This is a genomic window from Pseudomonas sp. PDM20, from assembly GCF_014852575.3.
Taxonomy (GTDB): domain Bacteria; phylum Pseudomonadota; class Gammaproteobacteria; order Pseudomonadales; family Pseudomonadaceae; genus Pseudomonas.
Window position 1 is genome coordinate 2,399,666 of record NZ_CM181224.1, and the last position, 23,234, is coordinate 2,422,899.

Genomic DNA, 23,234 nt, shown 5'->3' on the forward strand with positions numbered 1-23,234 from the left:
CACCGGGATACAACCCACGATGACAAGGTCCTGCCTGCATCAAGCCCTGGGAGCGCTTCTGCCGCTGGCTCTGCTCCTGCCGGAAGCCTCCGCCCGGGCCGATTGCAGTTTTTCTCCGGGGGCGGGGAACGATCCACACCTCTGCAGTTCCGGGACCGCCGCGTCATTGAGTGATACGGCGGGCAACAACAGCCTGACTTTTCCCGCCGGGGGCAGCGGCGTCGTCACCGGCAACGTTGCCTTTGGCAACGGCGACGACACGGTCGTCATGGATTCGGGCAGCATCGGCGGCAGCCTCAGCCTGGGCAGTGGATCCGACAGCTTCCACATGAGCGCGGGAGCGGTCCAGGGTGCTGTCAACCAGGGGGAGGGCGGCGACGATTTCAGCATGACCGGCGGTGTCATCGGCTCGCTGGCCCAGGGCGACCAGCACGATACCTTCACCATGACTGGCGGCACCATCGTCGGGGCCTTCGAGGACGGCGACACGGCGACCATGAGTGGCGGCACCATCGGCCGGGTGGACATGAAACTGGACAACAACCTCTTCGAGCTTTCCGGCGGCTCGATCATCGGCAACCTGATTACCGGCTTCGGCCATGACACCGTCATCGTTTCCGGCGGCAGCATTGGCGGAAATGTCAGCCTCAGCGGCGGCGACGATAACGTCACGATCAACGGCGGCGTCATTCGCGGGCAGGTCCTGCTGAGTGCCGGCAACGATCGGTTGACCTGGGAGGGTGGCGGCACCGTGCGCAGCGCCATCTTCATGGGCGATGGCGACGACACGGCGCAGTTGCGCAACCTCAGCGAAACCCAGTTGGCCAGCACTTCCTCCCTCGATGGTGGGCCGGGGAGCGACAGCCTCACCTTTGTCGGCAGCACGACCAACCGGGGCGGGCGCTACGTCGGCTGGGAGAGCATTGCGCTGACCCAGGGGGCGCGGCTGGACCTCAATGACAGCCTGGGGCTGGGCGACGCCGGCAGCGGTACCGGCAGCCTGTTGCTGGACTCCAGCAGCCTGCTGACCTCCAGCCGCGGGAGCATTCTGCCGTTCAACAGTGCCCTCAATGCGCGGGTGGTGAATGCCGGGGTCATTGACCTCACTGCCTCTGGTACCAGTGCTGCCGATCGCCTTTCGATCGATGGTGACTACCTCGGCGAGAATGGCAGCGTGCGCCTGCAGGCCGTACTGGCCGGTGACGATGCCCCTTCCGACCGCCTGGTGGTCAATCGCGGTGGCCTTTCCGGCAATACGCTGCTGGAGGTCAGCAACCTCGGCGGCGCTGGTGCTCTCACCGAGCTGAACGGCATTCAGGTCGTGGAAGCCGGGCAGGGCGCAGTTAGCAGCAGCGATGCCTTCCGCCTGGCCCACGGACTTTCCGCCGGCCCCTATCAGTATTACCTGTTCAAGGGTGGCTACACCGCCGGCTCGGAGAACGCCTGGTACCTGCGTTCCAGTGTGGCCAACTCGCCTGAGCCACCGGTCACTCCGCCTGAGCCGCCGGTAGCACCGCCTGAGCCGCCTGTAGAGCCACCGGTCACACCGCCCGAACAACCGGAAAATCCACCCGGCACGCCACCTGAGCCGCCGCCGACGCCACCGGTAACGCCGCCAGCTGTCCCTCCTGCTCAGCCGACAGTCCCCGGTCCGCAAGCTCCGCTGGAACCCGCGGCCACCGCGCCGGTGGCGGCTCCGGGTACTCCGTCGCTGCCCACGCCGAACCCCGGCGAAACCATCGTCATCTACCGCCCGGAAGTGCCGGTGTACTCCGCCGTCCCACCCGTGGCGGCGCTGCTGGTCACCAGTGCCATCGGTACCTTCCACGAGCGCCAGGGTGAACAGAGCCTGCTTGGTGAAACCGGCGGTGCGCCGGCCGGCTGGGTGCGGGTGATGGGGCAGAGTCTGCGACAGAGCTGGTCGGGCACCGTTTCGCCCAGTTTCGATGGCCACCTCAACGGCTTCCAGGTCGGCCATGACCTGTTTGGCGCGGCCATGGACAACGGCTATATCCAGCGCGCCGGCCTGTTCGTCGGGCATTCGAGTGTCGATGGCGATGTCAGGGGCTTCAATCTCGGCTTCGAGAGCCTGCGCGCAGGCGATCTCGATCTAGATGCAGACAACCTGGGCGCCTACTGGACCTTGAGCAGCCCCGCTGGCGGCTACCTCGACCTGCTGGCCATGGGTACACGCCTGGACGGACGCAGCCGTTCGGAGCGCGGTTACAAGCTCGACCTCGATGGCCACGCCTGGGCGGTATCCGCCGAGGTCGGCCGGCCGATCCCGGTCAGTCTGCGCTGGGTGGTCGAACCCCAGGCGCAGTTGATCGTCCAGAAGGTCTCGCTGGACAGCGACAACGATGGTATTTCCCACGTCTCCTTCGACAACCAGGAGTACTACACCGGTCGGCTCGGCGCGCGCCTGAAGGGCCGTTACCTGGTCAACGGCACGCCGCTGGAGCCTTGGCTGCGTACCAACCTCTGGCACAACTTCGGTGGCCGCGACGCGGTGGTCTACGACCACACGAATGCCATTCGCACCGATCACCAGGGCTCTGCCATGGACATCGGTGGCGGCATCGCCGCGCGCCTGTCCGAGGAGGTCGCGCTGTACGCTTCGACCACCTACAGCGGCAATGTCGACAGCGAGAACCAGGAGTCTCTGAGCGGTGCTATCGGCCTGCGGATCCGTTGGTGATCGCGATTAGCGGAAGTGATTTTCGCGGCGCTTCATAAGCAGAGCTAATTATTCATTCGGGGATTTCATGGCAGCGATGTCGCCATGCCGGTAGAACTGTGCGGGTCGGGCGCGCTGTTCGTGCCCATTCCCACTGATTCCGGAGTTATTCCAATGACGTCCAGATGGACCGCTTTGCTGTGTGTGCTGAAAACCCTCTCCGTCGCCTGGGGCGACTACAACAAACGCAACTTCGTCCGCCGCTGAGGCAGGCCCTGCGCCAGACCGTTCCACCTCGTTGCCGCTGCACCTCAAGGATTCCGCCATGCAAGCCGTCACGCCGCAAATCGACCCTGCCATCGCAACCCTCGCTCCTGGCTTTCGTGCCCTGAGCATCACCGTGGACGCCGCACCGATCCTCCATCCGGAGGTGGCGGAGCTGGCGCTGCAGCGAGCCTGCGCGGCACTGGCGGCGGGCGAGCCGGCCTGGGGCGACGCGCACCTGGCGGCCTGGGCCGAGGTGTTCCGCCGTTTCGGCGCCAAGCCCCAGCGCACGCCCTGTTCGGCGGAGGCGCTGCGCAAGCGCGCGCTGCGCGACGGCAGCCTGCCCAGCATCGACCCGGTAGTGGACCTGTACAACGCCATCAGCGTGCAATTCGCCATTCCAGTCGGCGGGGAAAACCTCGCCGCCTACGCCGGTACTCCGCGCCTGGTAATCGCCGAGGGCAGCGAGACCTTCGACACCCTGAAGGACGGCGCGCCGGCCCATGAATCCCCCGGCGCCGGCGAAGTCATCTGGCGCGACGAGATGGGTGTCACCTGCCGCCGCTGGAACTGGCGCCAGGGCGTGCGCACTCGCCTGGACGCCGAGGCGCAGCGTATGTGGTTCATCCTCGAAAGCCTGCCGGAGATGCCGCTGGAGGCCCTGCGCGAAGCGGGCGACCAGCTTGTCGCCGGATTGCTGGCGATGATGCCGGGGGCTCGGGCCGAGGTGCTGCTGGTGCATTGCAGGGCGTGAGCCGTCACTTCACCAGGCTTTCCAGGTATGCGCAGAACATGTCCGCCATGGCCTCGCTGAAAGCCTGGATTTCCTCCGCACTGCGCGGGCTTTCCGAGAACTGCTTGCCCACCGAACTCAGCGTCGTGGTGATCAGTTCGCGGGCCAGCGTGCGCTGCGTGTCGCTGGCTTGCGGCAGGACCTCGGCGATGAACGCCTGGAAGATGCCTTCGCTGGCAGCCTTGGCTTCCCTGGCCTCGGGGGCGTCGCGGTAGAGCGGGGCGGCATCGCTCAGGGCGATACGCATGCGCGCTTCCTCGCACTCTGAGCGGATGAAGGCGTGCACCAGGTTGCGCAAGCGTTGCAGCGGCGGCTGGCTTTCATCGACCAACAGGCCGCGCAGCATCTCGGTGGTCTGCCGCCATTCGTCGCTCTGCAGGCGGAACAGAATCGCGGCCTTGTTCGGGAAGTACTGGTACAGCGAACCGACGCTGACCCCGGCGCGCTCGGCGACCCGCGCGGTGGTGAAACGCTGGGCGCCTTCCTTCTCCAGAACCTGAACAGCAGCGTCGAGAACGGCCGTCACGAGGTCGTTGGAACGGGCCTGTTTCGGCTCCTTGCGCGTGGAAATACGCGGGCTGCGGCGTTCGCTCATGGCTGGCTCCGGCAATGCGAATAGTAAAACCTGACGAAAAGATCGCATTCTAGTCGGGCGCTTTTTCGCACTCAAATTCCACACGGGAAACCCACCATGACAACCCTCACTTCCGCCCCCGTGGCGCCCCTGCTGCAACACCTGTTCGAGGAGGCCGACGCGGCTTCTCCGCAGTCCAGCCCAGCTTTCGCCAACCTCGACCAGGCCGTGCTGACCCGCCTGATGCAGAGCAAGACGCAGTACCGCGAGCTTTACGGCCAGCTCAAGGACCAGCCGCTGCCCGTCTCGCGGGAAACCGGTGCGCTGCTGTACATGCTGGCGCGCGGCATCGGCGCGAAAAACATTGTCGAGTTCGGCACCTCGTTCGGCATCTCCACCCTGCACCTGGCCGCAGCCCTGCGCGACAACGGCGGTGGCTGGCTGATCACCAGCGAGTTCGAGCCGTCGAAAGTGGCGCGGGCTCAGGCCAACCTGGAGGCCGGCGGCGTCGCCGACCTGGTGGAGATTCGCCAGGGCGACGCGCTGCAGACCCTGGCCCGCGACCTGCCGGAGAGCATCGACCTGCTGCTGCTCGACGGCGCCAAGTCGCTCTATCCGGAGATCCTCGCCCTGGTGGAAAGCCGTCTTCGCCCCGGCGCGATGGTCATCGCCGACAACGCCGACTACTGCCCCGAGTACCTGGCCGAAGTTCGCCTGCCGGGCGGGCGCTACCTGTCGATTCCCTTCGCGGACGATGTGGAGCTGTCCATGCGCCTGGGCTGAAGCTGCGCTGGCTAGAGCGGCGGGTGGGCCACCGGTGCATGCCGCGCCATCAGCTCGGCGACCCAGTCGATGAACACCCGCAGCTTGGCGCTGACGTGGCGATTGGGCGGGAAAGCCAGGTACAGCGGCATGCTCTCCATGCTCCAGTCGCCGAACAGTTCCACCAGCTCGCCGCGCGCCAGGGCATCCAGCGCCATGTAACGCGGCAACCAGAGCACGCCCATGCCGGCAATTCCGGCGGCCAGGTAGGCGTTGCCATCGTCCACCGTGAGTACCGGGCGACCGTGGACCTGAACGCTCTCACCGTCCTTCTGCAGGGCATAGGAAAGTGGCTTGCCGGTGCGCGCCCAGAGGTAGCCGACGATGCGTTGCTGGCTGTTTTCCAGCTCGCTCGGGTGCTGCGGCACACCGGCGCGTTGCAGGTAGGCGGGAGCTGCGAAAACCCCCAGTTGCAGCTCGCCAATCTTGCGCGCCATCAGCGACAGGTCGGTGAGCTCGCCGCCGCGCACCACGCAGTCGACGTTCTCGTCGATCAGGTCGACCATTCGGTCGCTGACGCCCAGGTCGATCTGGATGTCCGGATAGCGCTCGTGGAAGTCGGGCAGCGCGGGGATCAGCAGCAGGCGCGCCAGCGGGCTGGGGACGTCCACCCGCAGGCGCCCGCGCGGCAGGGCGGCAGCGCTGGAGAGGCTGGTCTCGGCATCGTCCATGTCCGCCAGCAGGCGTACCACGCGCTCGTAGTACGCAGAGCCATCGGCGGTGAGGTTGAGCTTGCGCGTGGTGCGGTTGAGCAGGCGCACACGCAGCCGCGCCTCCAGTTGCTGGATCAGCTGGGTCACGCTGGTGCGGCTCATGTGCAGGGTGTCGGCGGCTTTGGTGAAGCTGCCGGTTTCCACCACGCGGGCGAAGGCTTGCATCGCATCGAAACGGTCCATGGTGGCTCCGGCTGGCTGGTGAAAGGGGCTGTCCCCGGGCTGATTGTTTGGATTCTACAAACAATGCTGACCCGTATTGCCCGATTATCGCCGGTGCGCTGCGCCCTAACCTGACTCCATCGTTGAAACCGGGGCTGTGGCCCCCTCTGATGGAGCAAGTCCATGACTACTCGCGACGTGGTTTTCCCCGCTGGCCGCCAGGCCCTCTATGAACGCAACCGCTATTCCCCGGCGATCCGCAGCAACGGCCTGCTGTTCGTCTCCGGCCAGGTCGGCAGCCGCGAGGACGGTTCGCCCGAACCGGAGCTGGAAGCCCAGGTGCGCCGGGCCTTCGACAACCTCAACGCGATACTCGCCGCCGCCGGCTGCAGCTTCGAGGACGTGATCGACGTGACGGTATTCATGGTCGATCCGCAGATGAATTTCGAGCGTGCCTGGCAGGTCGCTGCCGACTACTGGGGCATGGCGCCCTATCCGACGGCGACGGCGGTGGGAGTGACCTGGCTGTATGGCTTCGATTTCGAGATCAAGGTGATCGCCAGGCTGCCGGAAGGCCGCTAGGTGTCGCCCAGCGCCCGCAGCATCTGCTCGCGCAGCCAGCGGTGCGCCGGGCGGCTCGCGTGGCGCGGGTGGTAGAGGATGCGCAGGCTGTAGCGCGGCAGCTCGAGGGGCGCCGGGTACAACACCAGCGCACCGTCGGCATTGAGCTGTTGCGCCACGCGGCGGGGCAGGGTGAGCAGGTAGTCGGAGACGGCGATCAGGCTCGGTGCGGCCAGCAGGCTGGGCAGTTGCACCGCCACGTCGCGCTGAATGCCCTGACGCGCCAGGGCAGCGTCGATCACGCCGACGGCGTCGCTCCAGGGCAGCACCACCACGTGTCGCTCGGCGAGGTATTGCTGCAGTGAAAGCCCGCCGCTGATCCGCGAGTGCCCTTTGCGCGCGACTATCACGTAGTCGTCGCTGAAGCACTCGATGGCCTCCAGGGCATCGCCTTCGCTGCGCTCGTGGGTAACGCCCAGGGCGAAGTGCACACGGCCTTCGCGTAGGTCGTCCAGCGAGTCCTGCTGCGTCGCGTAGACCACCTTGATGCGCAGGTGCGGGGCGAGTTTCTCGATCCGCGAAACAAGTCCCGGCAGCAGGGTGAAGCTGGTGTAGTCGGTGGCGGCGAAGACGAAGGTCTGGGTGGTGCTTGCCGGGTCGAAAGGCGCGGCGCTGGACAGCCTTTCGGCAAGCAGCGCCAGGGCCTCGCCGATGCCTTCGGCCATCAGCTCGGCCTGGGCGGTGGGCTGCATGGCGCTACCGGCGCGGACGAACAGCTCGTCGCCCAGGGTGTCGCGCAGGCGGCCCAGCGCGTGGCTGCAGGCGGAGGGACTCATGGCCAGCTCGTCGGCGGCGGTCACCACGCTACGGTGGCGGAACAGAGCGTCGAACACCAGCAGCAGATTGAGGTCGAGGCGGCGCAGGTTGGCGTGCACGGTGTTCAGTATCCGGTGAAGAAAATGCAGTACGTGCATTCTGCGCTTTCATTATCCTGTTGTCTCCGATCCACCTGATCCACCGGAACATCACCATGAGCCAACCGACTTTCCGCACCGCCACAGCCGCCGATACCGACCGCTGCTTCGAGATCGAGATATCCGCCTACGAAGGCGACGAGGCCGCGACCCGCGAGAAGATCGCCACGCGCATCGCACAGTATCCCGAAGGCTTCCTGATCATGGAGCTGGACGGCGAGATCATTGGCTTCATCAACAGCGGCTGCGCTTTCGAGGTGGTGATGTCCGACGAGGAGTTCAAGGAACTCATCGGCCACGACGCGGCGGCGCCCAACGTGGTGATCATGTCGGTGGTGATCGACCCGGCGCAGCAGGGCAGGAGCTACGCCACATTGCTGATGCGTACCTTCATCGAACGCATGACCGGCCTGGGCAAGCGCAGCATCCACCTGATGTGCAAGGACCGTCACGTGCCGCTCTACGAGCGCTTCGGCTATCGCTACGTGAAGCCGTCGGCGTCCGACCACGGCGGCATGGCGTGGCACGAGATGGTGATGGAGCTGCCTGCCGCCTGATCGCTGAAGCGTCAGCGCTCCGGCCGGTCGTTCACCCGGTCGCGGGTGGCGCGTTCGGCCAGCAGGTCGAAGGTTTCCGGCAGCAGCGCGGCTTCGCCCTGTTCGTCGAGCAGTTGGCGGAACACCAGGTGGTCCGGGAAGCTGCGGCTGATCAGTGTCAGCAGCTCGGTGCCGCGCTCGGTCAGCTCGAAGTTGTTGCCGGTGCCACCGTGCTCGCGGGGGCGTTCCTGGATATAGCCGTTGGCGAGCAGGTCGCCCTCCAGGTCGCCGGCGACCTTCTTCAGGTGATCGACGCTGCCGTCCACCGGCTCGCCCTGCAGCCGGTGCTGCTCGGCCACTTCCTCGCCGCACTCGCGGGCCTTGTAGGGTTGGTCGGCGCATTCCTGGGCGCGCAGCAGCAGGCGTTCGATCAGGTCCCAGTCGTAGCTCATGGCGTGTCCTCCGGGGTCATCAATGCAGGGCCTTCCTGAGTTGCGACCCGGCCGGGCGGGGAGGGTTCGAACTTCCTGCGCGGCGGTGCGCCAACGCGGTGCGGCGCAACCATCGACGACGTCGAGCTTCACTATCGATGCAATCGAGTGGTGCGCCGGCCGGGCGCAGCTGACTATCTGTCCCAAGAGCTTGTCGAACCGAGCAAGGGACAGAAACGATGAACACACAGCGCCCCACACCCAATCGCCTGGCCGCCCGCATCGCCCTTGGTCCGTTGCTGCTGGCCGTGGCCAGTCTGACCGGCTGCGCGGCGACCTCGGAAACCCGGCTGAGCTGGGACAGCCTCGGCGGTACCACCGCCCAGGACAGCAGCACCTACCTGAGCTGCGTCGACGGCCGGCTCACCCCCGGCACCGCCACCTTCGTCAGTGACAGCGGCGCCACCCGCCAGCTGCTCACCGGCAGCGCCGATCCGCGGCAGGCCAGTGGCATCGTCCAGGTGACCCCGATTGCCGGTGGCAACCACTTCAGCGCCTACCAGCGCAGCGCCTGGCAGGACAAGGGCGAGCTGCTGGATGCCGCCTACCAGTGCGCACAGCACAGTTGAACCGTCTTCGAGCGGGCCGCTCCCCCCAGCGGCCCGCTCAGCGCCGGCAGGCGGCGAATAGCCTGCGTCAGCGTCTGCCTTCGGGCTGCCGCTGATTCACTCTCCAGGGGCGCTCCCCCCAGCGCCCGACTATCGCCCGGCGAGTCCCCCCACTCGGCGGGCGTTTTTTTTAATTTACGACTGTTGTGTATTCTGATCGGTCATGCCAGTGTGTGCGCCCTGGCGGCTGTATTCGCCCTTCACAGCCTGTCGATGCGCATCCGGTTTGTCCGCCGGGCGCTGAACGCTGCCGCCGGCCGACGGTACACTCACTCCCGTCGCGTAACAGAAGTACAAGAGAATCGAGATGAACACGCATTTTCCGACTTGCGCCGTCTGGGTCCGTCGCGACGCAGACCTGCCCCTTCCCACCACCCTTCAGCCGACGGTGACAGCATGATCGAGGTAACCGAAGTTTCCATTGCGCAGCTGCGTGAAGCCCTGGAGTCGGGCCGCACCACCGCGGTCGAACTGGTCAAGGCCTACCTCGCGCGCATCGATGCCTACGATGGCCCGGGCAAGCTCAATGCCGTGGTCGTGCGCAACACGCAGGCCCTGAAGGAAGCCGAAGCCTCCGACGCCCGTCGCGCCCGTGGCGAGACCCTCGGCCCGCTGGATGGCATCCCCTATACCGCCAAGGACAGCTACCTGGTCAAGGGCCTGACCGCCGCCTCCGGTAGCCCGGCCTTCAAGGACCTGGTCGCCTACCGCGACGCCTTCACCGTCGAGCGCCTGCGCGCTGGCGGCGCCATCTGCCTGGGCAAGACCAACATGCCGCCCATGGCCAACGGTGGCATGCAGCGCGGCGTCTACGGCCGTGCGGAAAGCCCGTACAACCGCAAGTTCCTCACCGCGCCCTTCGCCTCCGGCTCCTCCAACGGTGCCGGCACCGCGACCGCCGCGAGCTTCTCGGCCTTCGGCCTGGCGGAGGAAACCTGGTCCAGCGGTCGTGGCCCGGCCTCGAACAACGGCCTGTGCGCCTACACCCCGTCCCGTGGCGTGATCTCGGTGCGCGGCAACTGGCCGCTGACCCCGACCATGGACGTGGTGGTGCCCTATGCACGCACCATGGCCGACCTGCTGGAAGTGCTCGACGTGGTCGTTGCCGAAGACGCCGACAAGCGTGGCGACCTCTGGCGCCTGCAGCCGTGGGTGCCGATTCCCGCCGTTGCCGACGTGCGCCCGGCGTCCTACCTGGACCTCGCAGCAGGCCCCGAAGCCCTCAAGGGCAAGCGCCTGGGCGTGCCGCGCATGTTCATCAACAAGGACGAACTCGCCGGCACCAGCGAGAAGCCCGGCATCGGCGGCCCGACCGGCCAGCGCATCAACACCCGCGCCTCGGTCATCGACCTCTGGGAACAGGCCCGCAAGGCCCTGGAAGCCGCTGGCGCCGAAGTCGTCGAAGTGGACTTCCCGCTGGTTTCCAACTGCGAGGGCGACCGCCCGGGCGCGCCGACCGTGTTCAACCGTGGTTTCGTCACCGAGCAGTTCATGCATGACGAGCTGTGGGAGCTGTCCGGCTGGGGCTTTGACGATTTCCTCCGCGCCAACGGCGACCCCAAGCTGAACAAGCTGGCCGACGTCGATGGCCCGCAGATATTTCCGCACGACCCGGGCACCCTGCCGAACCGTGAGGACGACCTGGTCGCCGGCATGGACGAGTACGTCAACATGGCCAAGCGCGGCCTGAAGACCTGGGACCAGATCGAGTCCCTGCCCGACGGCCTGCGCGGCCTGGAGAAGACCCGCAAGCTCGACCTGGAAGACTGGATGGACGGCCTGAAGCTCGACGCCGTGCTGTTCCCCACCGTGGCCGACGTCGGCCCGGCGGACGCCGACGTCAATCCGGAGTCGGCCGACATCGCCTGGAGTAACGGTATCTGGGTCGCCAACGGCAACCTGGCGATCCGTCACCTGGGCGTGCCGACCGTCACCGTGCCGATGGGCGTGATGGCCGACATCGGCATGCCGGTGGGCCTGACCTTCGCCGGTCGCGCCTATGACGACTCCGCGCTGCTGCGCTTCGCAGCGGCCTTCGAAGCCACCGGCTCCAAGCGCCTGGTGCCGCCGAGCACGCCGCCGCTGGCCTGACCGGTTGCATGACGAAAAACCGCGCCCCTGGGCGCGGTTTTTTTATGGTCGCAAAGTGTGGGGGCCTCGTTGTCGATGGTCCGATGCATGGGTAGCTCGTGAACCAGCCTGGTATTCACCGGTGGCACTGGCACTCCCCTGTAGGAGCGGGCCATGCCCGCGATCCGTCGGCAGAGCCGGCGCCTGTCTCAGCTCCTCTGGTGCAGGTTTTGCTGCTTTGGCTTGGGTGTTCCTGCACCGCTTTGGTGTGCACTCAGACATGTAGGGCGCATAACCCGGAACGGGTTATCCGCCGATGTCATTGCGGCGGATAACGCTGGCGCGCTATGCGCCCTACGAACCGAGCCAACGTCAGGGGTGGGCGTGAGGGCTATTTGTAGGAGCAAGCTTGCTCGCGAACCGCACAGCACCCAATCTCCCGCACCTACAAGGTTCGCTGTGCCTTCACGCAACCAAAGCGTGCTTCCTTCGACGGCGAGTAGCCATAGAACGACGTGTAGCACTTGCTGAAATGGCTGGGCGAGACGAAGCCGCAGGCCAGGCCGACCTCGTACATCGGCAGGCTTGAATGCTGCAGCAGGCGGCGGCTTTCGGTGATGCGCAGTTCCAGGTAATAGCGCACCGGCGTGGTCCCCAGTTGCTCCTGGAACAGTCGCTCGATCTGCCGCTTGGAACGCCCGACGTAGCTCGACAACTGGTCCTGGTTCAGCGGCTCTTCGATATTCGCGCTCATCAGGTTGATCGCCTCGCGCAGCGGCTCGCTGAGCTTCTCGTGCAGCGCCGGGCGGGTGCGGCGGAAGCGTGATTCCTCGAAGGCGAGGATGTCGACGATGGCGTCCACCAGTTCGCGGCCGTGGCGGGCGTTGATCCACTCCAGTACCAGGTTGAAGGCGCCCGTGGGGCTGGCGGCGGTGAGGCGGTCGCGGTCGGCCTGGTAGCTCTCGCTGGTGACTTCGCTGTGCCGGGCGATTTCCGCCAGCGCCGCGCGGTTCTCCGGGTGGACGGCGCACCGGTAGCCGTCGAGCAGGCCGGCCTGGCCGAGGAACCAGGCGCCGTTCCACAGGCCGGCCAGGGCGATGCCCTTGTCGGCGGCGGCCTGGAGCAGGCGGGTCAGCTCCGGGATGGCGCGCAGCGGAGTGCGCAACCCACCGCAGACCACCAGCAGGTCCAGCTCGGCGAGCTGCGTCGAGGTCAGCATGGCGCCGGGGCAGATCACCAGACCGAGGTCGCTGGTGACCGACTCTCCGTCGAGGCTGAAGGTCTCGGTAGCGAACGTCTGCGTGCGGATCAGGTTGGCGGTGACCAGTGTGTCCAGCGCCTGGGTGAAGGCGGGCAGGGAGAAGTGTTCGAGCAGCAGGAAGCCCACCCGCGCGAGGCGGCCGGGCTCCCTGGAATCACCGTCGAGGTAGCGCAGGTTGCGGCCCTGCATGGCCCCACTGAACTGGCGGCGTTCGACCAATCGGCACCTCGTCTGCGTGGGTTGGTGACCGGCTCAACCGCGCACGGCGCGGCGGCCGAGGGCGGATTGGCCTGAGGGCGAAGTGCGCCGGCTGGTCTGGCTGAGCAGGATGATGATTACCGTCAGCGCCAGGGTCGAACTCACTTCGATGCGGTGCGTCGGCATGATGAACATCACCGCGAGGATGAAGCTGATGATCCCGATCACCAGCCAGGTCAGCCAGGGGAACAGCCACATGCGGAACACCAGCTCGTGGTTGCGCCGGCGCAGGATGCCGCGCATGCGCAGCTGCGACACGGCGATGGCGAGGTAGACGAGCAGGGCGATGGAGCCGGAGCTGGCCAGCAGGAACTCGAACAGCCGCCCCGGTGCGAAGAAATTGAGCAGGGTGGTGAACATGCCGATCAGCGTGCTGGCGATCACCGCCGCGCGCGGCACGCCGGCGGCGGAGGTGCGCTGGATGAAAGCCGGCGCATCGTGGCGCCGGCTCAGGGAATAGATCATCCGCGAGGCGATGTACACCGAGGAGTTCAGGCAGCTGGCCACGGCGACCAGCACCACCAGGTCCATCAGCAGTTGCGCGTTGGGGATGTTCAGCAGTTCCAGGGTGCGCTGGTAGGAGCCGATCTCCACCAGGCGCGGGTCGTTCCACGGCACCACCGAGATGATCACCAGGATCGACAGCAGGTAGAACACGCTGATGCGCCAGATCACCGAGCGCGTGGCCTTGGCGATGTTGCGGCTGGGGTCGCTGGATTCGGCGGCGGCGATGGTCACCGCCTCGGTGCCGATGAAGCTGAACAGGGTGGTGATCAGTGCGCTGAAGATGGCCGTCCAGCCGTTGGGCATGAAGCCGCCGTGCTCGCCCATCAGCTTGTTCAGGCCGCTCACCTCGCGCCCCGGCAGCAGGCCGAACAGCGCGGCCGCGCCAAGGCCGATGAAGGCGACGATGGCGACCACCTTGAGCATGGCGAACCAGAATTCGAACTCGCCGTACTTGGCGACGCTGAACAGGTTGGTGACGGTGAGCAGCAGCGTCATCGACAGGGCGAATACCCATGTCTCGACCTGCGGGAACCAGTTGTTGAGGATGACCCCGGCGGCGATGGCCTCGATGGGAATGACCAGCACCCAGAACCACCAGTACAGCCAGCCGATGGTGAAGCCGGCCCAGCGGCCGATGGCCTGGTCGGCATAGGCGGAGAAGGAGCCGGTGTCGGGGCTGGCCACGGCCATCTCGCCGAGCATGCGCATCACCAGCACCACCAGCAGCCCGGAGAGGGCGTAGGCGACGATGGCGGCGGGGCCGGCGGCGGCAATCGCATGGCCGGAGCCGACGAACAAGCCTGCGCCGATGATTCCCGCGATGGAGAGCATGGTTACGTGGCGGGGCTTGAAGCCCTGCACCAGATCGCCATTGGCGCCTTTTGCACTGGGAGCACTCATCTGTCGGCCTTTTATTGAAATTGTTATGTAGGGCGCGGCGACGCGTGGCCGGGTGCGGCTTCCCCGCAACCGCTGGAGCGCTGGTAGAGGCCGGGGAATCCGCGTGGCGGCTATGCGCTTCACGCGGGGCTCAAGCTAAGGCACCGGATGGGTGGCGAGTTGCTCGAAATCGCCGTGGGCATGACCAAAAACGACATGGGCGGCGGCTGGCGTAGTGGCGATAGGCCGCTCTGGGACGGAGGTTCCATGCGTAGTGGACGGCTTTGCACGGCGGCCTGATCGGATCGGCGGTCATGCCCGCTTCGCCCGCCGGCATTCGGGTCTAGGCTGAGTACTTTCGTCTGCCTAGGTGACCTGCCATGTCCCTCGTCCTGTTCGGCCATCCCTTTTCCTCCTACACACAGAAGGTCCTGATCGCCCTCTACGAGAACGCCACGCCCTTCGAGTTCCGCGGCCTCGGCCCGGATCAGCCGGAGAACGGCGCACACTGGCTGCGCCTGTGGCCGCTGGCGAAGTTCCCGGTGCTGCTGGACGGTGAGCACAGCGTCGCCGAGACCAGCATCGTCATCGAGTACCTGCACCTCAAGCATCCCGGCCCGGTGCGCCTGCTGCCGGACGACCCGCTGAAGGCGCTGGACGTGCGCTTCCTCGACCGCTTCTTCGACTGGCATGTGATGACCCCGGTGCAGCACGCCGTTCTGGGCGCCATGAGCGGCGAAGCGGGCAAGCGCGCGGAAGGCCTGGCCCATGCGGTGAGCAAACTGGAGCTGGCCTACGCCTGGCTGGAGGAGGAACTCGCCGGGCGTACCTGGGCGGCGGGGGACAGCTTCAGCCTCGCCGACTGCGCGGCCGCTCCGTCGCTGTTCTATGCGGACTGGACCCATCCCATCGGCGAGCAGTATCCGACGCTGCGCGCCTACCGCTCGCGCTTGCTGGCGCGCCCATCCTTCGCCCGCGCCGTGGAGGAGGCGCGGCCGCACCGGCCGCTGTTCCCGCTGGGGGCGCCGGATCGGGATTGAACCGGGCAAAAAAATCCCCCGTGCGCTGCCGCGACCGGGGGATGCAAGACCCGCGCAGGGGGACCGCGCGGGCGAGGTAGACACGTTGGCTCGATACCGGCATGAACCTGTAGGAGCGGGCCATGCCCGCGATCGCGCGCATGGCCCGCTCCTACAGGTCAGCTACATCACTTACAGACGGATCAGCACCGATTTCAGCTCGGTGTAGTGCTCGATGGCCGCGGCGCCCATCTCGCGGCCGACGCCGGACATCTTGAAGCCGCCGAAGGGCAGCGCCGGGTCCAGCGCGCTGTGGCAGTTGACCCACACCGAGCCGGACTTGATGCGCGGCACCATGCGGTGCACCGCCGCCAGGTCGTTGGACCAGATGCTCGCGCCCAGGCCGTAGGGGCTGTCGTTGGCCAGGCGCAGGGCGTCCTCGATGTCGTCGAAGGGCATGGCGACCAGCACCGGACCGAAGATCTCCTCCTGCACCAGCGGGTTCTTCTGGTCGACGTCGACGATCACCGTGGGTTTGACGAAGTAGCCGGGGCCGAACTGCTCGCCGCCGCAGGCGATGGTGGCGCCTTTGCCTCGGCCCAGTTCGATGTAGTCGAACACGCGCTTCTGCTGCTTGGCGGAGATCAGCGGGCCCATGTCGATGCTCGGGTCCAGGCCGTTGCCCAGCTTCATGCCGTTGGCGATGCCGGAGATGTCGGCGATCACGTTGTCGAAGTGCTTGCGCTGCACATACAGGCGCGAACCGGCGCAGCAGACCTGGCCCTGGTTGAAGAAGATCGCCTGGGCAGCGCCAGCGGCGGCGGTGGCGAGGTCGGCGTCGGCCATGACGATGGTCGGCGACTTGCCGCCCAGCTCCAGGGTCACGCGGGTCATGTTGTCCATGGCCGCCTTGCCGATTTCCTTGCCGACCGGGGTCGAGCCGGTGAAGGTCAGCTTGTCCACCAGCGGGTGGTGGGAGAGGGCGGCGCCCGCGGTGATGCCGGCGCCGGTGACGACGTTGAACACACCCGCCGGGTAGCCCGCTTCCAGGACAAGCTCGGCAAGTTTCAGCGCGGACAGCGGGGTTTCGTCGGCGGGCTTGAGCACCACGCTGCAACCGGTGGCCAGCGCCGGGCCGAGCTTCCAGCAGGCCAGCAGCAGGGGGAAGTTCCAGGCGACGATGGCGCCCACCACGCCGACGGCTTCGCGGCGGATGTAGCCGTGGAATTCGCCGTCGGGCATCAGCGGCATGGACACGTCGACCGTGGTGCCTTCGATCTTGGTGGCGTAGCCGGCCATGTAGCGCAGGAAGTCGATGGCCAGTTGCACATCCATCACGCGGGCGACGGCGGCGCTCTTGCCGTTGTTCAGGCATTCCAGCTCGGCCAGCAGGTCGGCGTCGCGCTCCATCAGGTCGGCGAGCTTCCACAGCAGGTTCTGCCGTTCGCGCGGGCGGGTGCGGCTCCAGGCCGAGTCATCGAAGGCCTGGCGCGCGGCGCGCACGGCGCGGTCGACGTCGGCGGCGGTGCCGGCCGGCACCTGGCAGAGCACTTCGCCGGTAGCCGGGTTGCGCAGGTCCATCAGGGCGCCGTCGCTGGCGGAGGTCCAGTCGGCACCGATCAGCATCTTCGGAGCGCGCTGCAGGAAGGCGCGGGATTCGGGCTTGATGGGCAGGGAAGCGAGCATTGCGGTGGCCTCTTGTTGTCTGTTCGTGCTCCCGGTCTGGGAGTCGCTGAGGCGGAGCATCGCAACGGCTGTGCCAAGGCTGGCCAGTTTTTATAATTTATTGAATTAAAAGGATTTAATTGTGGTTTTTGGTGAGCGGGAGAAAAGCCGCTGTCGCATTGTGCGACAGCGGCTGAGACGCAGGGCTCAGGTGTTGGTGATATCCCGGTCCTTGGTTTCCGGCAGGAAGAAGATGCCGAGGATGGCCGTCATCACGGCGATGACGATGGGGTACCAGAGGCCGTAGTAGATGTCCCCGGTGGCGGCCACCATGGCGAAGGCGACGGTGGGAAGGAAGCCGCCGAACCAGCCGTTGCCGATGTGGTAGGGCAGCGACATGGAGGTGTAGCGGATGCGCGTCGGGAACAGCTCCACCAGCCACGCGGCAATCGGCCCGTAGACCATGGTCACGTAGATCACCAGGATGGTCAGCAGCACCAGCATCATCAGGTGGTTGATCTTCGCTGGGTCCGCTTTCTCCGGGTAGCCGGCTTCCTTCAGCGAGGCGGCGAGCTGCGCGGTGAAGACCTCTGACTGCACCTTGAACTCCGCCGCCGGCATGCCGGCCCCTTCGAAGCTGGCAATGATCTTGTCGCCGACGTGCACCTGGGCCAGTGCGCCGGTTTCCGCCTTGAGGTTCTCGTAGGGGATGGCGCGCTTGGCCAGCAGGCTCTTGGCCATGTCGCAGGAGCTGACGAATTTCGCCTTGCCCACCGGATCGAACTGGAAGGAGCAGGCGTTCGGGTCGGCCACCACGGTGACCGGGTTCTTCTCCTGGGCGGCGAACACGTCCGGGTTACCGAACTGGGTCAGGCCGTGGAAGATCGGGAAGTAGGTCAGCGCGGCAAGGATGCAGCCGGCCATGATGATCTTCTTGCGGCCGATGCGGTCGGACAGGCTGCCGAAGAACACGAAGAATGGCGTGCCCAGCAGCAGGGAGCCGGCGATCAGCAGGTTGGCGGTCTGCGCGTCGATCTTCAGCGTCTGCAGCAGGAAGAACAGCGCGTAGAACTGCCCGGTGTACCAGACCACGGCTTGCCCTGCGGTGCCGCCGAGCAGCGACATGATCACCACCTTGAGGTTCTCCCAGCGGCCGAAGGATTCGGTCAGCGGCGCCTTGGACGCCTTGCCTTCCTCCTTCATCTTCAGGAACACCGGCGACTCGGAGAGCTGCAGGCGGATGTACACCGAGATGATCAGCAGCAGGATCGACAGCAGGAACGGAATCCGCCAGCCCCAGGCCTCGAACGCCTCGTTCCCCATCACGGTGCGGCAGGCCATGATCACCAGCAGCGAGAGGAACAGGCCCAGGGTCGCGGTGGTCTGGATCCACGAGGTGAAGAAGCCGCGCTTGCCCTTGGGCGCATGCTCGGCGACGTAGGTCGCCGCGCCGCCGTACTCGCCGCCCAGCGCCAGGCCCTGCAGCAGCCGAAGGGTGATGAGGATGATCGGCGCGGCCACGCCGATGGTGGCGTAGGCGGGCAGCAGGCCGACCACGGCGGTGGAGATGCCCATGATGATGATGGTGATGAGGAAGGTGTGCTTGCGCCCGATCATGTCGCCCAGGCGACCGAACACGATGGCGCCGAAGGGCCGCACCGCGAAGCCGGCGGCGAAGGCCAGCAGGGCGAAGATGAAGGCGGTGGTTTCATTGACCCCGGCGAAGAAGTGCTTGGCGATGATCGCCGCCAGGGAGCCATAGAGGTAGAAGTCGTACCACTCGAACACCGTACCCAGGGAGGAGGCAAAGATGACCTTGCGCTCCTCCTTGGTGATTCCGCTGTGAGGAGCGTTGCCCGCGGCCGGGCTGTATGTCTGCGCCATGTTCGTCTCCGTCTTGTTGTTGTTTTGGGCCGGAGTCCCTCGATTTTCCGTTACCGCACTCGAGCCCAGGGCTGATGACAGGTCGTACGGATTGCGCGATGCGTGAAGTCAGGCGGCCCTGCGGCTGGCCGCAAGGTCATCTGAAAGCATAATCGTTCTCACGTATTCGGCCACCTGCCGGCCCCGGCAAAGCCCCGGCTGGCGCGGATTGGCACCTGTTCCGGACAGGCCGGATGACGCGAGGCGTCTGGCTGGCGCCTCATTGGCCGGCACTTCCTTGTGGGGAAGTCGTGCAATTAGACCATCGTCTATAACGGTCAGGGCTGTCTCAGACTGCTACAGCTGTCGCGATCTGCCACGCACAGGCAGCGTCCGGGCGAGCGCAGCCTGCTGTTTTGCAAGGACTTTTCCGGATGGCACGCAACGTGAACCGCTCGGGGTTTCGCCCGGCGCCACGTCGGCGTTGCACAAGGAGGCCTGGCTTGAAGAGGATGCACCTGTCGTTGCCGTGGATTGCGGGGCCGCTGGCTGCCGCGCTGACCTGCCTGTTGTTGTGCCTGCTGCCTGGCGCGGGCGATGGGTTGCTCTGGGGCCTGGCGGCGCTGATTGCCCTGGGCGCCATCCGCCAGGAGTGGCGTGGGCGGGTATGGCTGGTTGGCTTCGGCGCACTGTGCGGCACCTGCCTGGCGCTTGGCCTGCACCTGGTGGCCGACCACTTCCAGCTGCGCTACGCCTGGCTCTACAGCAGCGCGGCGCTGCCGACGTATCTGAAGTTCTCCAACCTCTGGGGCGGCGACGAGGGCACGGTGCTGCTGCTGGCGACCTTCAGCATGGCTATTGCCCTGAAGAGCGCGGCGCTGCCGGGCTGGGCCGGGCGCGGCATGGCGCTGATCGCCGCCTGGTACGTCGCCACCGCCGCCTGGCTCGGGCCGTTCAGTGCGACGCCGGCGGACTGGCTGGCGGCGCAGCCGAGCCAGGGCATGAACGCCCATCTGCAGACCTTCTGGATGTCCCTGCACGCGCCGCTGATCCTCTGCGCCTATGCCTGGGTACTGGCGCCGGCCGGTGCCGCGCTGGAAGCGTTGGGCCGAGGCGGCCACGCCTATGCCTGGGTGATGCCGCGCTACAGTCGCCGCGCCTGGCTGATCCTCAGCGCCGGTATCGGTGTCGGCATGGCCTGGGCCATGGAGGACTTCACCTACGGCCAGCTGTGGCACTGGGACCCGGTCCAGACCTCGGCCTTCATCATCTGGGCGCTGCTCGGCGCGGTGCTGCACGGCGCCCGCCGCTGGCGCGCGGACGGCTCATACGCGCGGCTGTTGCCGGTGCTCAGCCTGCTGGCGGCGGCCATGGCCTGCGGCGCCATGGCGGTGACCCGCAGCACGGTGCTCGCCAGTTCGCACCGCTACATCGGCACCACCTCCTGGCTCAGCCACCTGGCGCTGGCGGCGATCCTGCTGGCGCTCGCGGCGTTCCACCTGCTGGTTGGGTGGCGCCCGCGCAAGCGGGCAGGGCGGCGGCGCGGGGCGTCGGATTGGACCCTGGACGTGGCCATCTACCTGTTCGCCGGCACCGGGTTGCTGGCACTCGGTGCGCTGCTTCAGGCGCATCTCTACGAGTGGCTGGGGATGGAGCGTCCCAGCGAGCTGAAACCCTTCTTCGAGACCCTGACCGCCTGGGCCACCACCGCCGAGATGGACAGCCTGCGCCGTGCCTTCGACCAGTGGGACGTCAACGGCTACGGCTTGGCGCACTGGGTAGTGCCGCTGCTGGCGGCGCTCGGCCTGATGGGCGGCTACAGCTTCCTGCGCCGTTGCGGGCGGCCCCGGCTGGCTTTGCTGGCGACCCTGCTGATGGCCGCCGTGATGCTCTGGACCGGCTGGCACGGCGGCTGGCTGAGCGACGGCTACAACGGCGACGGCATGCTCTCGCAGAACATCGTGCGGGTGCTGCCGTGGCTGGACGCGTCGCTGCTGGGCGGCGCCTTCCTGATGGGCAGTTGCCTGCTCTGGGGCTCGCAGACCCTGTGGCGCAGCCGGCGTGTCGGCAACCTGCGCTACAGCGGCGGGCTGGCGCTGGTGCACGGCGGCGCGGTGATCGCGCTGGTGGGCGGGCTGGCCGCCACGGCGCTGAACAGCTACCAGCAGATCAGCATCCCGCCGGGCACTTCCTTCGAGCAGTGGCACGCGGTGATCGGCGGTATGCAGATGCGCGTCTCGCCGGATGCCAGCCGCCCGGACTTCTCCGGTTACCACGCGGTGGCCAAGGTGGAGCTGCGTGACGGTGACCGCACGTTGGCCGGCCACGCGCTGTTCCAGGACAGCCGCGGCAACCCGCCGGCCTACCAGGGCCCGGTGCGCCAGCTCTGCGAAATCCTCGACTACCACTACGCGCGCTTCGCCTCGGATCGTGGCTACGTGCTGCATCCGTTCATCGTCCGCGGCTGGAGCGGCGACCTGCAGATCTGGGTGCCGGCTTCCGCTCGTCTGCTCAAGCAGCCCGGCGACGACATCGAGAGCGTCGTGGTGGTGCGCCGTTTTCCGTTCCTCTCGCTGGTCTGGATCGGCCTGCTGACCATGCTGTTCGGCGCCTTGTTGCTCCCGGCGGGCGGCGCTTTGCGCCAGCCGGACCATACTGCTTCGCAGGGTGTCTCACGGGCCCTGTCTCAGAGTTAGACAGCAATCGCGAAATGTGACGTCGCAATCCCGGTGTCCTCTGCCGGACGTGCCTGCAAACAGCGCTGAAAGCCTGATTCGGCGCGGTTTGCGCAGTAGTGGCACACAACCTGCAAAACCGCTTTCAAGAGCTCGCTCTTAGCCCATCGGTGGGCGCGAATAACCTACAAGAATACCGAGGAGGCCTGACCTTGAAGATGACACGACTTCGGCACTATCTGGGTGCCGGAACCCTGGCCGCACTGGCCCTTGCGCTCCACCAGACGGCCCAGGCCGCACCCGAAGGCCAGGCGATCATCAACGCCAAGTGCCAGGCGTGCCACACGCCCGAAGGCAACAATTCCCTCAGCCGCATCAGCCACCAGCGCAAGACCCCCGAAGGCTGGCTGATGAGCATCGCCCGCATGCAGGTGATGTACGGCCTGAAGATCACCGATGAGGAACGTCGCTCGGTGGTCAAGTTCCTCGCCGACAAGCAGGGCCTGGCGCCCAGCGAAACCGAAGGCGTGCGCTACGCCCTCGAGCGCCGGCTGAACACCGTCGAGAAATTCGATACGAACTTCGAGCAGATGTGCGCCCGCTGCCACTCGGGTGCGCGCATCGCCCTGCAGCGCCGCCCGGCGGCGGAGTGGGAGAAGCTGGTGAACTTCCACCTCGGCCGCTGGCCGTCGCTGGAATACCAGGCCCTGTCCCGCGACCGCGACTGGTTCGACCTGGCGAGGAAAGAGATGGTCCCGGAACTGGCCAAGCGCTACCCGCTGGACAGCAAGGCCTGGTCCGACTGGCAGAAGAACCGTCCCAAGGCCGAGTCGCTGGCGGGTAACTGGAGCTTCGCCGGGCACATGCCGGGCAAGGGCGACCTGGCCGGCAGCATGAGCGTGAGCAAGGACGGCGACGATGCCTTCAAGGTGAGCGTGAAGGGCCAGTACGCCGACGGTTCGCCGTTCAGCGGCGAGGGCAGCGCGGTGCTCTACAACGGCTACGAATGGCGTGGCGCGGTCACCGTCGGTGACGTGACCATGCGTCAGGTGTTCGCCGCCCTCAATGGCCAGATGCAGGGCCGCATGTTCGACAAGGCCCACGACGAGCGCGGCCTGGACTTCGTCGCGGCGAAGGACGGCACCAGCCACGTGCTGGGTGTGCAGCCGGCCTACATCAAGGCGGGCGCGGAGACCGAAGTCAGCGTGGTCGGCACCGGCCTGAAGGGCAAGCCGTCGTTCGGCAAGGGCGTGGAAGTGGTGTCGGTGGTTTCCGAGACGCCCGAGCGCGTGACCGTCAAGGTCAAGGCCAGCGACGCGGCTGCCGCTGGCGAGCGCGATGTCACCGTGGGCACCGCCAAGGGCGGCAGCCTCGCGGTGTACAAGGACATCGCCGAAGTGAAGGTAGTGCCGGAGTTCTCCATCTCCCGCATCGGTGGCAATGGCGGCTCCACGCCCAAGGTCCAGGGCAGCTTCGATGCCGAGGCCTGGGGCAAGGGCGCCGACGGCAAGCCGTTCCGCATCGGCGTGTTCCCGGCGCAGTGGTCGGTCGAGCCTTTCGATGACCGCGCCAAGGAAGACCAGGATGTGAAGTTCGCCGGCGCGATGGACGCCGCCACCGGCATCTTCACCCCGGGTGACGCCGGCCCGAACCCGGAACGCAAGATGATGACCAACAACGCCGGCAACCTGAAGGTGATCGCCGCGGTGGACGACGCCGGCCAGTCGCACAAGGGCGAAGGGCACATGATCGTCACCGTGCAGCGTTGGAACAACCCGCCGATCCCGTAAGTGTCGGTATCGGATGAACTCAGAGCATGAGCCCCCGCCTTCGGGCGGGTGTACCAAGCAAGTTCCGGGAGG

At 66.7% G+C, this 23,234-nt stretch carries 18 protein-coding genes; 10 read left to right on the top strand and 8 right to left on the bottom strand.

Annotated elements, in window-relative coordinates:
- Positions 1 to 166 precede the first annotated feature (166 nt).
- On the top strand, positions 167 to 2,698 hold the full coding sequence (locus tag IB261_RS11245; RefSeq protein WP_225606127.1) for an autotransporter family protein: 2,532 nt from the start codon (positions 167 to 169) through the stop codon (positions 2,696 to 2,698).
- Positions 2,699 to 3,002: 304 nt separating this feature from the next.
- On the top strand, positions 3,003 to 3,695 hold the full coding sequence (locus tag IB261_RS11250) for a B3/B4 domain-containing protein (protein ID WP_192383074.1): 693 nt from the start codon (positions 3,003 to 3,005) through the stop codon (positions 3,693 to 3,695).
- 4 nt (positions 3,696 to 3,699) lie between these two features.
- Here IB261_RS11250 and IB261_RS11255 read toward each other — a convergent pair whose 3' ends face one another.
- On the bottom strand, positions 3,700 to 4,329 hold the full coding sequence (locus tag IB261_RS11255) for a TetR/AcrR family transcriptional regulator (RefSeq protein WP_192383072.1): 630 nt from the start codon (positions 4,327 to 4,329) through the stop codon (positions 3,700 to 3,702).
- A gap of 96 nt (positions 4,330 to 4,425) precedes the next feature.
- Here IB261_RS11255 and IB261_RS11260 point away from each other — a divergent pair, with 96 nt between their 5' ends.
- On the top strand, positions 4,426 to 5,091 hold the full coding sequence (locus IB261_RS11260) for an O-methyltransferase (protein WP_192383070.1): 666 nt from the start codon (positions 4,426 to 4,428) through the stop codon (positions 5,089 to 5,091).
- A gap of 11 nt (positions 5,092 to 5,102) precedes the next feature.
- On the opposite strand, the gene IB261_RS11265 is transcribed toward IB261_RS11260, so the two are convergent.
- Entirely contained in the window at positions 5,103 to 6,026 is a 924-nt protein-coding gene (locus tag IB261_RS11265) for a LysR family transcriptional regulator (RefSeq protein ID WP_192383068.1), read from the bottom strand.
- Positions 6,027 to 6,188: 162 nt separating this feature from the next.
- Here IB261_RS11265 and IB261_RS11270 point away from each other — a divergent pair, with 162 nt between their 5' ends.
- A complete protein-coding gene (locus IB261_RS11270; protein ID WP_151186632.1) occupies positions 6,189 to 6,587 on the top strand; it encodes a RidA family protein in 399 nt (132 codons plus the stop codon).
- Here IB261_RS11270 and IB261_RS11275 read toward each other — a convergent pair.
- Positions 6,584 to 7,540, bottom strand: a complete 957-nt coding sequence (locus IB261_RS11275; protein ID WP_192383066.1) for a LysR family transcriptional regulator — start codon at positions 7,538 to 7,540, stop codon at positions 6,584 to 6,586. The two genes, IB261_RS11270 and IB261_RS11275, sit on opposite strands and share 4 nt — an antisense overlap.
- 56 nt (positions 7,541 to 7,596) lie before the next feature.
- Between IB261_RS11275 and IB261_RS11280 the strand changes: the two genes are divergently transcribed.
- A complete protein-coding gene (locus tag IB261_RS11280) occupies positions 7,597 to 8,097 on the top strand; it encodes a GNAT family N-acetyltransferase (protein WP_081516637.1) in 501 nt (166 codons plus the stop codon).
- A gap of 11 nt (positions 8,098 to 8,108) precedes the next feature.
- Here IB261_RS11280 and IB261_RS11285 read toward each other — a convergent pair whose 3' ends face one another.
- Positions 8,109 to 8,528, bottom strand: a complete 420-nt coding sequence (locus IB261_RS11285) for a transcriptional regulator (protein WP_081516638.1) — start codon at positions 8,526 to 8,528, stop codon at positions 8,109 to 8,111.
- A 218-nt stretch (positions 8,529 to 8,746) separates the two neighbouring features.
- Here IB261_RS11285 and IB261_RS11290 point away from each other — a divergent pair, with 218 nt between their 5' ends.
- Positions 8,747 to 9,136: a hypothetical protein gene (locus IB261_RS11290; RefSeq protein ID WP_225601930.1), complete on the top strand. Its 390-nt coding sequence runs from the start codon at positions 8,747 to 8,749 to the stop codon at positions 9,134 to 9,136.
- Between the two features lie 435 nt (positions 9,137 to 9,571).
- Positions 9,572 to 11,266: an amidase gene (locus tag IB261_RS11295; RefSeq protein WP_081516639.1), complete on the top strand. Its 1,695-nt coding sequence runs from the start codon at positions 9,572 to 9,574 to the stop codon at positions 11,264 to 11,266.
- Between the two features lie 424 nt (positions 11,267 to 11,690).
- Here the strand turns inward: IB261_RS11295 and souR are convergent, their stop codons facing one another.
- Complete coding sequence (gene souR, locus IB261_RS11300; protein ID WP_151189652.1) at positions 11,691 to 12,695, bottom strand: transcriptional regulator SouR; 1,005 nt, start codon at positions 12,693 to 12,695, stop codon at positions 11,691 to 11,693.
- Between the two features lie 63 nt (positions 12,696 to 12,758).
- Positions 12,759 to 14,171 carry a GABA permease gene (gene gabP / locus IB261_RS11305; protein WP_192223028.1) on the bottom strand — a complete coding sequence of 471 codons (1,413 nt, stop codon included), beginning with the start codon at positions 14,169 to 14,171 and terminating at the stop codon, positions 12,759 to 12,761.
- A gap of 359 nt (positions 14,172 to 14,530) precedes the next feature.
- Here gabP and IB261_RS11310 point away from each other — a divergent pair, with 359 nt between their 5' ends.
- Positions 14,531 to 15,190: a glutathione S-transferase family protein gene (locus IB261_RS11310; protein WP_192383064.1), complete on the top strand. Its 660-nt coding sequence runs from the start codon at positions 14,531 to 14,533 to the stop codon at positions 15,188 to 15,190.
- Positions 15,191 to 15,361: 171 nt separating this feature from the next.
- On the opposite strand, the gene IB261_RS11315 is transcribed toward IB261_RS11310, so the two are convergent.
- Both IB261_RS11315 and IB261_RS11320 read right to left on the bottom strand, forming a co-directional pair.
- The gene (locus IB261_RS11315; RefSeq protein ID WP_081516644.1) at positions 15,362 to 16,855 is read right to left on the bottom strand and encodes an aldehyde dehydrogenase family protein; all 1,494 of its coding nucleotides are present in this window, start codon (positions 16,853 to 16,855) and stop codon (positions 15,362 to 15,364) included.
- A 186-nt stretch (positions 16,856 to 17,041) separates the two neighbouring features.
- Entirely contained in the window at positions 17,042 to 18,718 is a 1,677-nt protein-coding gene (locus IB261_RS11320) for an MFS transporter (RefSeq protein ID WP_192223031.1), read from the bottom strand.
- Positions 18,719 to 19,209: 491 nt separating this feature from the next.
- Here IB261_RS11320 and ccsA point away from each other — a divergent pair, with 491 nt between their 5' ends.
- Together ccsA and peaA are read left to right on the top strand one after the other, a co-directional pair.
- Entirely contained in the window at positions 19,210 to 21,393 is a 2,184-nt protein-coding gene (gene ccsA, locus IB261_RS11325) for a cytochrome c biogenesis protein CcsA (protein WP_192383253.1), read from the top strand.
- Positions 21,394 to 21,590: 197 nt separating this feature from the next.
- Positions 21,591 to 23,162: a quinohemoprotein amine dehydrogenase subunit alpha gene (gene peaA / locus IB261_RS11330; protein WP_192223032.1), complete on the top strand. Its 1,572-nt coding sequence runs from the start codon at positions 21,591 to 21,593 to the stop codon at positions 23,160 to 23,162.
- The last annotated feature ends 72 nt before the right edge of the window (positions 23,163 to 23,234 follow it).

Bases quoted from the DNA above. Each gene is read 5' to 3' on its own strand.
- ccsA (WP_192383253.1), top strand. From the start codon at position 19,210: ATGCACCTGTCGTTGCCGTGGATTGCGGGGCCGCTGGCTGCCGCGCTG.
- gabP (WP_192223028.1), bottom strand. From the start codon at position 14,171: ATGAGTGCTCCCAGTGCAAAAGGCGCCAATGGCGATCTGGTGCAGGGC.
- IB261_RS11270 (WP_151186632.1), top strand. From the start codon at position 6,189: ATGACTACTCGCGACGTGGTTTTCCCCGCTGGCCGCCAGGCCCTCTAT.
- IB261_RS11260 (WP_192383070.1), top strand. From the start codon at position 4,426: ATGACAACCCTCACTTCCGCCCCCGTGGCGCCCCTGCTGCAACACCTG.
- IB261_RS11250 (WP_192383074.1), top strand. From the start codon at position 3,003: ATGCAAGCCGTCACGCCGCAAATCGACCCTGCCATCGCAACCCTCGCT.
- IB261_RS11310 (WP_192383064.1), top strand. From the start codon at position 14,531: ATGTCCCTCGTCCTGTTCGGCCATCCCTTTTCCTCCTACACACAGAAG.
- IB261_RS11290 (WP_225601930.1), top strand. From the start codon at position 8,747: ATGAACACACAGCGCCCCACACCCAATCGCCTGGCCGCCCGCATCGCC.
- IB261_RS11255 (WP_192383072.1), bottom strand. From the start codon at position 4,329: ATGAGCGAACGCCGCAGCCCGCGTATTTCCACGCGCAAGGAGCCGAAA.
- souR (WP_151189652.1), bottom strand. From the start codon at position 12,695: ATGCAGGGCCGCAACCTGCGCTACCTCGACGGTGATTCCAGGGAGCCC.
- IB261_RS11315 (WP_081516644.1), bottom strand. From the start codon at position 16,855: ATGCTCGCTTCCCTGCCCATCAAGCCCGAATCCCGCGCCTTCCTGCAG.
- IB261_RS11280 (WP_081516637.1), top strand. From the start codon at position 7,597: ATGAGCCAACCGACTTTCCGCACCGCCACAGCCGCCGATACCGACCGC.
- IB261_RS11320 (WP_192223031.1), bottom strand. From the start codon at position 18,718: ATGGCGCAGACATACAGCCCGGCCGCGGGCAACGCTCCTCACAGCGGA.
- peaA (WP_192223032.1), top strand. From the start codon at position 21,591: ATGACACGACTTCGGCACTATCTGGGTGCCGGAACCCTGGCCGCACTG.
- IB261_RS11275 (WP_192383066.1), bottom strand. From the start codon at position 7,540: ATGCACGTACTGCATTTTCTTCACCGGATACTGAACACCGTGCACGCC.
- IB261_RS11295 (WP_081516639.1), top strand. From the start codon at position 9,572: ATGATCGAGGTAACCGAAGTTTCCATTGCGCAGCTGCGTGAAGCCCTG.
- IB261_RS11265 (WP_192383068.1), bottom strand. From the start codon at position 6,026: ATGGACCGTTTCGATGCGATGCAAGCCTTCGCCCGCGTGGTGGAAACC.
- IB261_RS11285 (WP_081516638.1), bottom strand. From the start codon at position 8,528: ATGAGCTACGACTGGGACCTGATCGAACGCCTGCTGCTGCGCGCCCAG.